General features: G+C 75.1%; 9 protein-coding genes and 1 pseudogene. 7 read left to right on the forward strand and 3 right to left on the reverse strand.

The window, feature by feature from the left end:
- The first annotated feature begins 15 nt into the window (after positions 1-15).
- On the forward strand, positions 16-915 hold the full coding sequence (locus HCJ94_RS16450; RefSeq protein ID WP_168001900.1) for a TIGR01777 family oxidoreductase: 900 nt from the start codon (positions 16-18) through the stop codon (positions 913-915).
- Positions 916-969: 54 nt separating this feature from the next.
- Here the strand turns inward: HCJ94_RS16450 and HCJ94_RS16455 are convergent, their stop codons facing one another.
- Entirely contained in the window at positions 970-2,178 is a 1,209-nt protein-coding gene (locus HCJ94_RS16455; protein ID WP_168001901.1) for an extracellular catalytic domain type 1 short-chain-length polyhydroxyalkanoate depolymerase, read from the reverse strand.
- 209 nt (positions 2,179-2,387) lie between these two features.
- Between HCJ94_RS16455 and HCJ94_RS16460 the strand changes: the two genes are divergently transcribed.
- The 4 genes from HCJ94_RS16460 to HCJ94_RS16475 all read left to right on the forward strand — a co-directional run bounded on the left by HCJ94_RS16460 (position 2,388) and on the right by HCJ94_RS16475 (position 6,436).
- Entirely contained in the window at positions 2,388-4,205 is a 1,818-nt protein-coding gene (locus tag HCJ94_RS16460) for a DUF6311 domain-containing protein (protein ID WP_168001902.1), read from the forward strand.
- Between the two features lie 58 nt (positions 4,206-4,263).
- On the forward strand, positions 4,264-4,902 hold the full coding sequence (gene lipB / locus HCJ94_RS16465; RefSeq protein ID WP_168001903.1) for a lipoyl(octanoyl) transferase LipB: 639 nt from the start codon (positions 4,264-4,266) through the stop codon (positions 4,900-4,902).
- Between the two features lie 152 nt (positions 4,903-5,054).
- Positions 5,055-5,765: a hypothetical protein gene (locus HCJ94_RS16470; protein WP_168001904.1), complete on the forward strand. Its 711-nt coding sequence runs from the start codon at positions 5,055-5,057 to the stop codon at positions 5,763-5,765.
- On the forward strand, positions 5,762-6,436 hold the full coding sequence (locus HCJ94_RS16475; RefSeq protein WP_168001905.1) for a DUF4166 domain-containing protein: 675 nt from the start codon (positions 5,762-5,764) through the stop codon (positions 6,434-6,436). The genes HCJ94_RS16470 and HCJ94_RS16475 overlap by 4 nt, the downstream gene beginning before the upstream one ends.
- Before the next feature lie 124 nt (positions 6,437-6,560).
- Here the strand turns inward: HCJ94_RS16475 and HCJ94_RS16480 are convergent.
- Positions 6,561-7,239: pseudogene (locus HCJ94_RS16480) on the reverse strand (amino acid--tRNA ligase-related protein); the annotation flags it as partial.
- A gap of 308 nt (positions 7,240-7,547) precedes the next feature.
- On the opposite strand from HCJ94_RS16480, the gene lipA reads away from it, so the two are divergent.
- Together lipA and HCJ94_RS16490 are read left to right on the forward strand one after the other, a co-directional pair.
- The gene (gene lipA, locus HCJ94_RS16485) at positions 7,548-8,597 is read left to right on the forward strand and encodes a lipoyl synthase (RefSeq protein ID WP_168001906.1); all 1,050 of its coding nucleotides are present in this window, start codon (positions 7,548-7,550) and stop codon (positions 8,595-8,597) included.
- Between the two features lie 66 nt (positions 8,598-8,663).
- Complete coding sequence (locus HCJ94_RS16490) at positions 8,664-10,277, forward strand: glycosyltransferase family protein (RefSeq protein ID WP_168001907.1); 1,614 nt, start codon at positions 8,664-8,666, stop codon at positions 10,275-10,277.
- Between the two features lie 126 nt (positions 10,278-10,403).
- On the opposite strand, the gene HCJ94_RS30925 is transcribed toward HCJ94_RS16490, so the two are convergent.
- Positions 10,404-13,379 (reverse strand): ATP-binding protein, encoded by a 2,976-nt coding sequence (locus tag HCJ94_RS30925; RefSeq protein WP_168001908.1) that lies wholly within the window; start codon positions 13,377-13,379, stop codon positions 10,404-10,406.
- Between the last annotated feature and the right edge of the window lie 93 nt (positions 13,380-13,472).

A 13,472-nucleotide genomic window follows, 5' to 3' on the forward strand; every position in this document is an offset into this window, starting at 1 on the left:
TCCGAAGATATGAGCATGCGGATCCTCATGGCCGGCGCGTCCGGCTTCCTCGGCACCCGGCTGGCCGACCTGCTCACCGCCGACGGCCACGAGGTGACCCGGCTGGTCCGCCGGCCGCCGCGCACCGTCGACGAGCGGCAGTGGAACCCGTCGGCGGCCCAGCTCGACCCGGCCGTGATGGCGGCGGCCGACGTGGTGGTCAACCTGGCCGGTGCCGGCGTCGGCGACCGGCGGTGGAACGACGAGTACAAGCGGGTCATCCGATCCAGCCGGGTGGACACCACCACCACGCTGGCGATCACCATCGCCGGTCTGCCCGCCGCGGACCGGCCGCAGGTGCTGGTCAACTCGTCGGCGGTCGGGTGGTACGGCGACACCGGCGACCGCACGGTCGAGGAGGACGCACCCGCCGGCGACGGGTTCCTCGCCGACGTCTGCCGGGTGTGGGAGGCCGCGACCCGGCCGGCGGAGGACGCGGGCGTACGGGTGGTGCGGCTGCGGACCGGGCTGCCGCTGCACCGCGCCGGCGGGATGCTCAAGCCGCAACTGCTGCCGTTCCGGCTCGGCATCGCGGGCCGGCTGGGCAGCGGGCGGCAGTGGCTGCCGTGGATCTCGATGGAGGACTGGCTGAACGCGGCCGCGTACACGATCGCGCGGGCCGACCTGGCCGGGCCGGTCAACGCGGTCGGGGCGGCGCCGGTGACCAACGCCGAGTTCACGCGGGAGCTGGCCCGGCAGTTGCACCGTCCGGCGATCATCCCGATCCCGGCGCTGGCGCTGAAGGTGGCGCTGGGCGGCTTCGCGCACGAGGCGCTGACCAGCGCGCGGGTCCTCCCCGGCGTGCTGACGAAGGCCGGCTTCACCTACCGCCACCCGGATCTGCGCAGCGCCCTGCACGCCGCCCTGGTCGAGTGAGGAAGGGCCCCTGGTCACCGCCGGGCGGTGACCAGGGGCCCCTGTCGACCCCCGTCAGCAGCCGATCACCCAGTAGTTCGGGCCGGTCTGCTTGAGGGTGGTCGAGTAGAAGGTGTTGTAGAGGCCCATCCGCTGGTTCGACCCGTTGGCGTAGGCGTACCCCCCGGACTGGTAGGCCCGGCCGGCGGTGACGTGCGCGTAGTTGCTCGCGGTGACGCAGGTCGGGCTGGTCGTCGGCGTCGGGGTGGGCGACGGGGACGCCGTCGGGGTCGGGGTCGGGTTGGTGCCGCCGCCGTTGAGGCCGAAGAAGACGGCGTCGTGGTAGGTCGAGCAGATGGTGTCCAGGATGTACGCGGCGGCGGTGCCGCACTGGTCCGGCGCCGTACCGGGATCGACCGGGGTGCCGTGACCCATGCCGGAGACGCGGTAGACCCGGACGTCGTTGTTGCCGTACACCTCGAGGCTGGTGTTGGCGGGCAGCGACGCGGTGCTGGTCGGGGTCTGCGACACACCCCGGACGTTGGTCCACTGGTCCCGCAGCTCGGTGGCGTTGGCCGGGACCACGGTGTAGTCCGAGGTGCCGTGCCAGATCGAGACCCGGGGGTACGGCCCGGAGTAGCCCGGGTACGCGGCGCGCACCAGGTCACCCCAGGCCGCGGGGGTCTTGTCGACGCCGCTGTACTGGCAGGTGCTGGTCGAGGCCGGCGGCGAGCAGCGGTAGGGCAGGCCGGCGATGACCGAGCCGGCGCGGAACACGTCCGGGTACGTGGCGAGCATGACCGCGCTCATCGCCCCACCGGCGGAGAGGCCGCTGACGAAGACCCGGGCCGGGTCGGTGCCGTAGGTGTTCTTCGCGTAGTCGACCATCTGCTTGATCGACAGCGCCTCACCCGAGCCGCGCTGGATGTCGCCCTCGACGAACCAGTTGAAGCAGGAGTTGCTCTGGTTCGCGCTGGACTGCTGGGCCACGATGACGGCGAACTTCCACTGGTCGGCGTACTTCTGCCAACCGGTGTTGCCGAAGTAGCCGGTCGCGTTCTGGGTGCAGCCGTGCAGCAGCACCACGGCGGGCGCGCCGCCCGGCAGGTCGTCCGGCCGGTACGCGTACATGGCGAGGTTGCCGGGGTTGGAGCCGAAGCCGGTCACCTGCTGGAGGCTGGCGGCCTGGGCGGGGGTGGCGACGGCGACGGCCGCCGTGGCGGCCAGGACGAGGCCGGCGGCCGCGCCGGCCAGCCGGGCGAGGAAAGAGGGGTTGCGGCGCACGGGAGCCTCCTGACGGGGATGTGAAGTGGGTCACCCGCGAATTGCCGCGACGTTACGCCGGTGTGTCGAAGTGATGACATGGGCCGCCTTCACACATTCACCACTGTGGACGTGTGTGCGCACGCGGTGCGCCCGTGGACGACGCGAGGCGTGACTCTTCCTCGCAGGTCTGTCCGGCCTGTCCAGGTCCGATTGGTAACGTCCGCTGCGTGCCGACCTCCCCGTTTCTGGCGCCCGCGCCCGTCCCGCCGGTCCGTGTCGCCCGTGACCGCCGGGCCGACCTGGTCGTCGCCCTCGTCGCGCTCGCCCTGGCCCTGTGGGTGACCAGTGGGCTGTGGCGGGACCCGAACGGGCGGGCGATCACGGTGAACTCCAGCGACCAGGCGCTGTTCGAGTGGCTGCTGGCCTTCGGCGGGCACGCCCTCACGCACGGGCAGAACCCGCTCTTCACCGATCTGATCAACGTCCCGGACGGGGTGAACCTCGCGGTCAACACCTCGATCACCGTGTACGCGGCCGTCTTCGCGCCGCTGACCTACCTGATCGGACCGCCGGCGACCTTCCTGGTGATCCTCACGCTCAACCTCACCGCCACGGCGCTCGCCTGGTACTGGCTGCTCAACCGGCAGTTCGGCCGCAGTCCCCTCGCCGCCGGCCTCGGCGGGTTGTTCGTCGGCTTCTCCCCCGGCATGGTCTCGCACGCCAACGCCCACCTGAACTGGACCGCCGGCTGGCTGGTGCCGCTGCTGGTCTGGCGGACGTTCGCGCTGCGCCGCCCCGAGCACCGGATCCGCAACGGGGTGATCCTCGGCGTGCTGGTCGCGGTGGCGTTCTCCATCGCGGCCGAGGGGCTCTTCTTCACCGCGCTCGCCCTCGGCCTCTTCGTCATCGTCCGGGCGCTGCACCCGGACGGTCGCGCCGAGGCCCGGGCGGCGCTGCCCGGCTTCCTCGGCGGCCTCGGCGTGACGGCGCTGGTGGCCGCGGTGCTGCTGGCGTACCCGCTGTGGCTGCACTTCGCCGGCCCGCAGCGGTTCCACGGCACCGGCTTCGACGCGGTGATCCACTCCGAGGACGTCGCCGCGTACGCGGCGTACCCCAGCCGTTCGCTCGCCGGTGAGGCCGGGCTGCGGACCGACCTCGCGCCGAACCCCACCGAGGAGAACTCGTTCTTCGGCCTCCCACTGCTGCTCCTGACCGTCGCCGCCGTCGTGCTGCTGTGGCGGGCTCCGGCGCCGCGCCGGGCCACCCTCTGGGCTCTCGGTGCGGTGACGGTCGCCTTCACGGTGCTGTCGTTCGGCCCGGTGGCCAAGGTCGACGGCCGGCGCACCGACCTGCCGATGCCCTTCGACCTGGTGGGCCACCTTCCCGTGGTGAACGCCGCGCTGCCGGCCCGCCTGGCCCTGGTGGTGGCGCCGGTGATCGGCGTGCTGCTCGCGTACGCGGTCGACGCGCTGCGCGCCGACCCGCCGCGGTCCCGGCCGGCCCGCGCGGCGTGGCTGGCGGCGTTCGCCGTGGCCCTGGTGCCGCTGCTGCCCGTGCCGCTGCTGACGCTCGAGCGGGAGCCGATCCCCCGGTTCTTCACCTCCGGCACCTGGCGGGAGTACGTGTCGCCCGGCGGGGTGCTCACGCCCGTGCCGCTGACCCTCGACGTCTACCCGGACGGGCAGCGCTGGCAGGCGTACGCCCTCTCCCACCGGCAGGGCGAGTTCGCCATCCCGTCCGGGTTCTTCCTCGGCCCCGGCGGTCCGGACGGGCGGGGCCGGATCGGCCCGCCACCGCGGCTGCTGAGCTCGCTGATGGACCAGGCCGCCACCTTCGGGGCGGTACCGATCGTCACCGAGGGCACCACCAGGGAGGTGCAGGCCGACCTCCGGCACTGGCGGATCGAGGCGGTGGTGCTCCCCGACCGGGTGCACGGCGCGAAGTGGGCGGTCAACCAGGAGGCGGTCCGCCGTGCCGCCACCGCCCTGTTCGGCGAGCCGGAACGCGTCGAGGACGTGTGGGTCTGGCGGATCCGGCAGGACTGACCCGGTGAGCCGGCTCACGGAACGAGGTGACCGGTGGGTACGGGACTACGCTGGGGCCGTGACCACGACGACCTCCGGCCTCACGGCCGTCCGTGCCGGCGTCCTCGACTACGAGGCCGCCTGGGAGGAGCAGCGCCGGCTGCACGAGTCCGTGGCGGCCGGCGAGCGCGGCGACACCGTGCTGCTGCTGGAGCACCACAGCGTCTACACCGCCGGCAAGCGCACCGAGCCCTGGGACCGGCCGATGGACGGCACCCCGGTCATCGACGTCGACCGCGGCGGCAAGATCACCTGGCACGGCCCGGGTCAGCTGGTCGGCTACCCGATCGTGCGCCTGCCCGACCCGGTCGACGTGGTCGCGTACGTGCGGCGCACCGAGCAGATGCTGATCGACGTGTGCGCCGAATTCGGGCTGACCGCCGGCCGGGTCGAGGGGCGCAGCGGCGTGTGGGTGCCGGAGGACGACCGCGGCCCCGCCCGCAAGGTCGCCGCCATCGGCATCCGGGTCGCCCGCGGCGTCACCCTGCACGGCTTCTCGATCAACTGCGACTGCGACCTGGCGTACTTCGACCGGATCGTGCCCTGCGGCATCCGCGACGCCGGCGTCACCTCGCTCACCGCCGAGCTGGGCCGCCGGGTCACCGTGGCGGACGTGCTCCCCGTGGTGGAGCGCCGCCTGCCGACCCTGCTCGCCTGAGAGCGCGTCAGGCCGGCGCCTCGGGCGGGCCCGGCTGGTCGAGTCGATCCGGCGGCTCGGCACGCCGGACTGAGCGGAGATCCCCCTCTTGAGCGATCGCTCAAACCGCTCTACCCTCACTCTTGAGCAGTCGCTCAAAGAGTGAGGGCGGTATGCGACCCATCTACGTCGAGACAGTCATCGGCGCACCGATCGCCGAGGTGTGGCGGGTGACGCAGGATCCCGTGGAGCACCGCCGGTGGGACGTCCGCTTCGGCCGGATCGACCCGCTGCCGGGTGGCCCGCCCGCCCGGTTCCGGTACGCCACGCCGGTGGCCCCCGGCGTCACGATCGCCGGCTGGGGCGTGCACGCCGGCGAGCGGGACCGGCCGGACGGCAGCCGCACCTCCGCGCTGCGGTTCGGATCCGACGACCCCCGCTCGTTGATCGCGGCCGGTGCCGGCTACTGGCGCTACCTGCCGGGTGCGGAGGGCGTGCGGTTCCTCACCGGCTACACCTACACACCGCGCTGGGGACCGCTGGGGCGCGCCGCCGACCTGGGGTTCCGCCCGGTGTTCGGGTGGGCCACCGCCTGGTCGTTCGACCGGCTACGGCTCTGGCTGGAGCACGGGGTCACCCCGGAGCGCGCCCGACGCAACGCGGCCCGGGAGACCGCCGTACGGCTCCTCGGGGTGCTGGCCGCCGGAGCGCTCGCCGCCGGCTCCGGCGGCCCGGCCGCCACGGTGGCGCTCGCCGTCCTGGGCGCGTCGCTGGCCGCGCTGGCCGTACCACCGCGCCCGCACACCCCCGCGGCCCGCCGCTGCCGGCGCCGGCCACCGGACCGCCTCGCCGCGCGGGCGCCCGAGGAGTTGGAGAAGCTGTGACCGCCGTGTTCCGTACCGCCCTGGGTACCGCCTTCGACCGGCTCCACCCCGAGTTGCAACGCCGTTTCGATGTCGACGGCGACACCCACCTGGGCTGCGTGGGCACCGGGGTGATGGACCGCGTCTGGCGGGGTGCCGCCTTCACCCTGCCGTTCCTGCACCTCGGCACCCTGCGGCACATCCTGTTCCCGGAGACCGGCGTCGGCATCCCCTTCACCATCGAGAACTATGCCTACACCGACTCCTACGGCCGCCCGACGCTGACCTTCGTCCGGACCTTCCAGGTCGCGCCCGACCGCCGGCGGCGCTTCGACGCCACGATGGTGTGGAGCGAACGGCGCGGTGTGCTGGTCGACTACCTCGGGACCCACCAGCACCTGGCGGTCGACCTGCACCCCACCGTCGACGCCGCCGGCGCCCTCACGATCCGCAGCGGCGCCTACCGGTCGCGCGGCGGGCTGCGCTGCCCGGCCACGGTGACCGGGGAGGCCCGCCTGCGCGAGTGGTACGACGAGCGGGCCGGCCGGTTCCGCATCGAGGTGGCGGTGACGAACCGCCGGTTCGGGCCCCTGTTCGGCTACACCGGCAGCTTCACCGTCCGCTACGTACGGCCGGACCGCGCGCCGGTCCCCGCCGCCGTCCGGCCGCTCCGGGAGAACCCCCGGGAGTGACCGCCGCACCGGACGCCACCTGAGTCGATCAAGAGGTTTGCGTCGCGGTGACGGTTCATCCGTGACGCAAACCTCTTGATCAACCGGCATCCGTCCGGGCACCCGTCCGGGGCGTCCGAGAGGGTCACGGCGTGAGGCGGTGCAGGTCGCGCGGGAAGGCGGTCACCTCCCGGACGTTGGTCGCGCCGGTCAGCCGGGCCACGAAGCGTTCCAGGCCGATGGCGAAGCCGCCGTGAGGCGGCATCCCGTGCCGGAACGCGTCCACGTAGCCGGCGTACGGCTCGACCGGCTCGCCGCGCGCCGCGAGCGCCGCCAGGTAGTCGGCGTGCCGGTGCAGCCGCTGTCCACCCGTGACCAACTCCACGCCACGGAAGAGCAGGTCGAACCCGTTGGAGTACGCCGGCCGCACCGGGTCCGGACGGGTGTAGAAGGGCCGCGTCCAGCATCCCGGCGAGGGTGTCCCGCAGCACCGCCATCACGTCCCGGTGGTCGGCGACGAAACCCAGTTCGGCGTCGAGGGTGGCCCGGAAACCGGCGACCGCCGCCGCCGAGACGCGCAGCGCCGCCGAGCGCACCGGGTGCCGCAGCGCGACGGGCGCGTGGTCCAGTTGGGTGGGGAGGCCGGCGGTGAGCGCCGGCCGGTACAGGTCGAACGGCGGCGGCACGGCGGGCGGGCCGAGGGGGCGTACCGTCGGCTCGGTGAGCTCGACCCCGGCGGGCGCCGCCGGGTTGGCGACCACCGTGGCGACCACCTCGACGACGGTCTCCTCGGTCAGGGCCTCGACGGCCGCGCGGGCCTCGGGGAGCGGGAACCTCGCGGTGCCACCACACCTTCGCCCCCGCCGGAGCGGGAGCCTCGTTCGTCGCCTTTTCACCGGGGCCGGCCGGGCGGGTTCTACTGGGCGCACGCGCCGTTCTTCCCGCAGCTCGGGAGGGTCTTCGCGCACCGGTGCCAGACCGCCTCGCAGCAACCGGCGGCTCTCTTCAACTGGCGGGTCGGGGCGCTACTCGGCTCCGTCGCAGCTCTGCGGCGCACGCTAGCACCCGGGCGACGGGACTGTGACGGAGATTTTTCCACCCGGGTGTCCGGCGTCACAACATTCGGGGCGTGATGGCGGTCGCCCGACGTACATCGACAGGTGCCGTCGGGCGTAGGCTCGGTTCTGTGACGATCGAGCACTCCGCGCCGACGACCGGCCAGGCATCGCGCACCGCGACGCCCGCCCCCGAGGGGCGGCGCCTCCTGCGGATCGAGGCGCGCAACGCCGAGACGCCGATCGAGCGCAAGCCGCCGTGGATCAAGGTCAAGGCCAAGATGGGCCCGGAGTACACCCAGCTGCGCGGGCTCGTCTCGCGCGAGGGGCTGCACACCGTCTGCCAGGAGGCCGGCTGCCCCAACATCTACGAGTGCTGGGAGGACCGGGAGGCCACCTTCCTCATCGGCGGTGACCAGTGCACCCGCCGCTGCGACTTCTGCCAGATCGACACCGGAAAGCCGGCCGAGTTCGACGCCGACGAGCCGCGCCGGGTCGCCGAGTCGGTGGTCTCGATGGGCCTGCGCTACGCCACCATCACCGGCGTCGCCCGCGACGACCTGCCCGACGGCGGGGCCTGGCTCTACGCCGAGACCGTCCGGCAGATCCACGCCCTCCAGCCCGGCTGCGGCGTCGAGCTGCTGATCCCCGACTTCAACGCCGTCCCCGAGCAACTCGCCGAGGTGTTCGGGTCGCGGCCGGAGGTGCTCGCCCACAACGTCGAGACCGTGCCGCGGATCTTCAAGCGGATCCGGCCCGCGTTCCGCTACGAGCGATCCCTCGACGTGATCCGGCAGGCCCGCGCCGACGGCCTGGTCACCAAGAGCAACCTGATCCTGGGCATGGGCGAGGAGCGCGCCGAGGTCTCCCAGGCCCTGCGCGACCTGCACGAGGCCGGCTGCGAGCTGATCACCATCACGCAGTACCTGCGCCCCTCCCCCCGCCACCACCCGGTCGAGCGGTGGGTCAAGCCGGAGGAGTTCGTCGAGCTGCGCGAGGAGGCCGAGGAGATCGGCTTCGCCGGGGTGATGAGCGGCCCGCTGGTGCGTTCGTCGTACCGCGCCGGCCGGCTCTACCAACAGGCCCTGGAGGCCCGCCAGGCCGCCCCGGTCGGCACCGCCGGCTGACGACACCCGGCCGCCGCGTGGGGCACCGCGCCGCGCGGACCGCCCGCCGGGTGCCATGATCGGCCCATGACCACCGGGGTACGCGAGGAGCACCGCGCCGCGCTGCGCGCGCTGCCGCGGGCCCGCTGGTCCCGGCTGCCCGACGCGCTGGCCCTCGTGGCGGTCCTCGCCGGGGTCGCGTACCGCCTCGGCCTGCTGCTCCACGACACGCCCCCGACCAACAGCGACGAGGCCACCATGGGGCTCGCCGCCCTGCACATCGCGCAGGGGCGGGAGTTCCCGGTCTGGTTCTACGGCCAGGCGTACATGGGGACGCTCGAGGCGTACCTGGCCGCACCGCTGTTCGCGCTCGCCGGCCCGTCGACCCTGGCGCTGCGCCTGCCCACCCTGGCCCTGTACGCGGTGTTCGTGCTGCTGGCCTGGCGGCTCGCGGTGCGGCTCACCGGGGACCGGTGGTACGGGCTGCTGGTCGCGGCGCTGCTCGCGTTCGGCTCGGACCGGGTCGTCAAGAACCAGCTCATCGCCGGTGGCGGGTACCCGGAGATGAACGCCGCCGGGGTGGCACTCGTCCTGCTCGCGTACGACCTGGCGGCCGGCCGGCCCGGACGCCGGCTGCCCCGCTGGGCGGTGTGGGGGTTCCTCGCCGGCCTGCTGGTGTGGGTGGACCCGCTGGTCCTGCCGTACGTGGCCACCGCCGGGGCGGTGCTGGTGGCGTTCCGGTGGCGGGAACTGCGCGGCCGGGCGGGCGCCCTGCTCGGTCTCGGCGCGCTGGTCGGTGCGGCACCGCTGCTGGTCGACAGCCTCGTGTCGGGCCGCAGCCCGCTCGCCGCCGTCCTGGCCGCCGGTGGCGCCGGGCAGCCCGCCGGCTGGGCCGAGCGGCTGCACGGCGCGCTGGTGCTCGGGCCGGCGCTGGGCATCGGCTTCTGCTCGCCCGGCCGCTGCGCCGGCTGGCAGCTGTGGTGGTCGGCCGTCCTGCCGCTGCTCCTGCTCGCCGCCGCCGTCGCGGCGTGGCACCGGCTGCGCGCCCCGGCCGAGCCGGGCGCCCCGGGCGGGCGATCCGACGAGGCCGCCCGTCCGGTCGGCGCGGCCCTCGCGCTGGCCCTGGTCGGGGGGGCCGTGCTGACGCTGGCCGTCTACGTGGGGAGCAGCGCGTCGGGCCGTACCCCGGTCGAGAGTTCGCGGTACCTGTCCTGCCTGCTCATCTCCGTACCCGTGCTGCTGTGGCCGGTGTGGGACGCGGCCCGGCGGCGATCGGGGCGGGCCGGAACCGCCCGCCGGGCCGCCGCCGTCGGGGTGCTCGCCGCGACGCTCGGCACCGCGGCGGTCGCCACCGGTGGGGCGGTCGCCGCAGCGCCCGCGTACCGGGCCGCCGAGGCCCGGCACGCCGACCTCGTGCGCGCCCTGCGCGCGCTGGACGTGCGGCACGTCTACGGCGGCTACTGGACCTGCAACCGGCTCACCTTCGCCACCCGGGAGGACGTCCTCTGCGCGGTCGTCGACGACGACCTGAGCCCCGGCCACGACCGGTACCGCCCATACCGACGCGCGGTGGACGCGGCGCCCGGAGCGGCCTGGGTGGCCCCGGAGGGCTCACCCCTCGCCGCCCGCCTGGACGCCGAACCGGACCGGTTCACCAGGCACACCGTCCCCGGCTGGCACGTCTACCTGCCCCACCGTTGATCCGCCGTCGATCTTGGAGTTGTGGTGCCGGACAGAACGGCACCGGTCAGGACGGAACGCCCACCACGACTCCATGATCGACCCGAGGCAGCGGGTGGGTGGGTGGGTGGGTGGGTGGGTGGTGGGTCAGTGGGTTTCGGTCAGGAGGCCCAGGCGGTGGGCCAGGGCGGCCGCCTCGACGCGGTTGTGCACGTCCAGCTTCGCGATGATGCGGGAGACGTGGACGCTGGCCGTCTTCGGCGAGATGAACAGCTCCTCGGCGATCCGGCTGTTGCTGTGCCCCTCGGCGACCAGCCGCAGCACTTCCCGCTCGCGCTCGGTCAGCAGGTCCGCCCCGGGACGGCCCCGGGTCGCGCCCCGCAGCCCCACCCGGCGGGCCAGGGTCGCGGCCTGCTCGGCCAGCGACGCGGCACCGAGCCGGTCGGCGAGCGCGGCTGCCTCGGCGACGGCCGCCGCCACCTCGTCCCGCTCCCCCGTCGCGGCGGCCGCCTCGGCCAGCGCGAGCAGCGCCCGGGCCAGCGGGTACGGCTGACCGTCGGCCCGCCAGGCCGCCACGGCGGCCCGCCACCGGGTGAGCGCGTCCGCGCCGCCGGCCTCCACGGCGGCGCGGGCGGCGGGCACGATCACCGGCCGGGTGTCCCCGTCGCCGGGACCGTCCACGCCGGCGGTCGGGATCGACGCCGAGAGGGTGGCCGCGACCTGGGCGGCGTGCGCCCGCTCGGCGGGGAAGCGCACCGGCACGGTGGCGGCGAGGGCGGCGGTCCGGGCGGCGAGATCGTCGTCGCCGACGTGGCGGGCGGCGCGGGCGAGGGCGGTGAGCACCGGCCTGCCGTACCGGGGATGGTCGGCGATGCTGCTGTCGGCCAGTGCCGCCTCGGCTGCCCGCCGCGCCTCGGGCCGGTCGTCGGCGGCGAGGGCGGCCTCCAGCCGCAGCTCGATCAGGGGCAGCCGCTGGTGCGGGTGCAGGTACGGCTTGGTGAGGAAGCTCAACGACCGGCCGATCGTCTCGTCGGCGGCCGGATGGCCCTGGGCCAACCGCAGCGCGGCGCACAGTTGGAGCCAGTGCGAGCCGGTGACGCCCGGCGGGTCGATCCGGGCGGCGTCGGCGAGCACCTCGCCCGCCTCCGCCCACCGGCCCAGCGCGAGCAGCGCCTCGGCCCGGTTCGACAGCAGGTACGCCCCGGTCGAGCGGCTGATCCCGACCCGCCGCGCCTCGGTCACGCCGTCGGCGGCGGCGCGGGCCGACTCCTCGTACCGGCCCAGCTCGAACAGCACGTCGGAGATGTGCACCAGGGCGCTGACCAGTGCCGGCGCGGTGCCGGCGGCCCGGGCCAGCGCCTCGGAGCGGCGCAGCTCGGCCAGGCCCAGGTCCGGCGCGTTGTCGGCCCGGCGCAGCATCGCGAGCTGCACCGGAAGCTCGGCGCTGTCGGCACCGGCGGCCCGCGCCGCCGCGAGCACGTCGGCGGCCAGTAGCGCGCCCTCCGCCCGGTCGACGCGGGCGACGTGGGCGGCGACGTCGGCGAGCAGGTGCAACCGGTGGGGGCCGTCCGGCGCCCCGGCCGCCAGCCGGTACGCCTCCCGCAGCTCGGCGGCGCCGTCGCTCTTGCCGAGCATGGCGAGCATCCGGCCGCGCCGGTCGAGCAGCCGGGCGGCGCGCAGCGGCTCCGCCGTTCCGTCCACCTCGGCCAGCGCGGCCCGGGTCAGGGTGAGGGCGCGCTGGTAGTCCCCGGCGGTCGTGGCCGCCGCGATCGTCTCCTCCAGCAGGGCGAGGTGGTCCATGCCGAGCCGGTCGGCCGCGTCGGGGACCAGCTCCCACAGCTCCAGCGCCCGTTCCAGCAGCCGGCTCTGCTCGGCGTACGCGTAGCGGTCGGCCGCCGCGCAGGCCGCCGTCCGGGCGGCCGCCAGCGCGCGGGGGTGGTCGTGCGCGGCGTACCAGTGGTGGGCGATCTCGGCGGGCGCGCGGCCGGCGGCGACCAGGCGGGGCTGAGCCTCGATCGCGGCGGCCCAGCGGGCGTGCAGCCGGGCGTGTTCCCCGGGCAGCAGCTCGTCGTGGACGGCCTCCCGGACCAGTGCGTGCCGGAACTCGTAGTCCCCCTCCGGGTCGGCCACCACGAGCTGGGCGGCGACGGCGGCGCGCAGCGCGTCCTCCAGTTCGGCGTCCGGCAGTCCGGCGACCTCGGCGAGCAGTTCGTGGGCGAACCGGGTTCCGCCGGCGGCGGCGATGCGCAGCACCCGCTGCGCCGGCTCCGGAAGCTGGTCCACCCGGGCGAGCAGCAGGTCGCGCAGCGTCTCCGGCAGGGCGGCGCAGCCAATCGGGTCACCGGCGGCGGCCAGCTCCTCGATGAACAGGGGGTTGCCCTGCGTACGGTCGTGGATGTCGTCGACCGCGCGGGCGGCCGGCTCGGCGCCCAGCAGGCCGGCCAGGACCGCCCCGGTGCCGTCCCGGTCCAGCCGGCCCAGCTCGATCCGCTCGACGCCCCGGGCCCGGTCCAGCTCGGCCAGGAACGGCCGGAGCGGGTGCCCCCGGTGCAGCTCGTCGCTGCGGTAGGTGCAGACCAGCAGCAGGCGGTCGGCGCGGGCCGCCCGGACGAGGAAGCCGATCAGGTCCCGGGTGGAGCGGTCGGCCCAGTGCAGGTCCTCGATGACCAGCACCAGCGGCTGCTCGTCGGCGAGGCGCGCGAACAGCTCGGCGACCAGGTCGAACAGGTAGCCGCGCGGAGCGTCGGAGACCGGGGGCGGTGCGGCACCGAGCGGGCCCCGGGCCAGCTCCGGCAGGAGTCGGGCGAACTCCGCCTCGTACCCGTCGAAGACGGCGGGACCGTCGCGGCGCAGCACCGCGCGCAGCGCCGCCGCGATCGGTGCGAAGGGCAGGCCCGCCTCGCCGAGTTCCAGGCACTGCCCGACGAGCAGTCGGGACCCGTCGGCGACGCCGCCGAACTCGTCGAGCAAGCGGGTCTTGCCGACCCCGGCCTCGCCACCCACCAGGACGGTGGTCGGCTCCCCGGCGCGGGCCCGCGCGAGCGCGTCCCGCAGTGCGGCCAGTTCACGCTGGCGGCCGACGAGGACGGAACAGGCGGCGCGTGCGGTCACGGCACCGAGCATGCCACGCCCGCTGCCGCCCGCGGTCCCGCCGACCCCGTCGGCGGGCGACGGCCCCGTCGCGACGACGCCTCGTCCGGACGACGCGACGGGCGC

It is taken from the genome of Micromonospora thermarum, assembly GCF_012034245.1.
Lineage (GTDB): Bacteria > Actinomycetota > Actinomycetes > Mycobacteriales > Micromonosporaceae > Micromonospora > Micromonospora thermarum.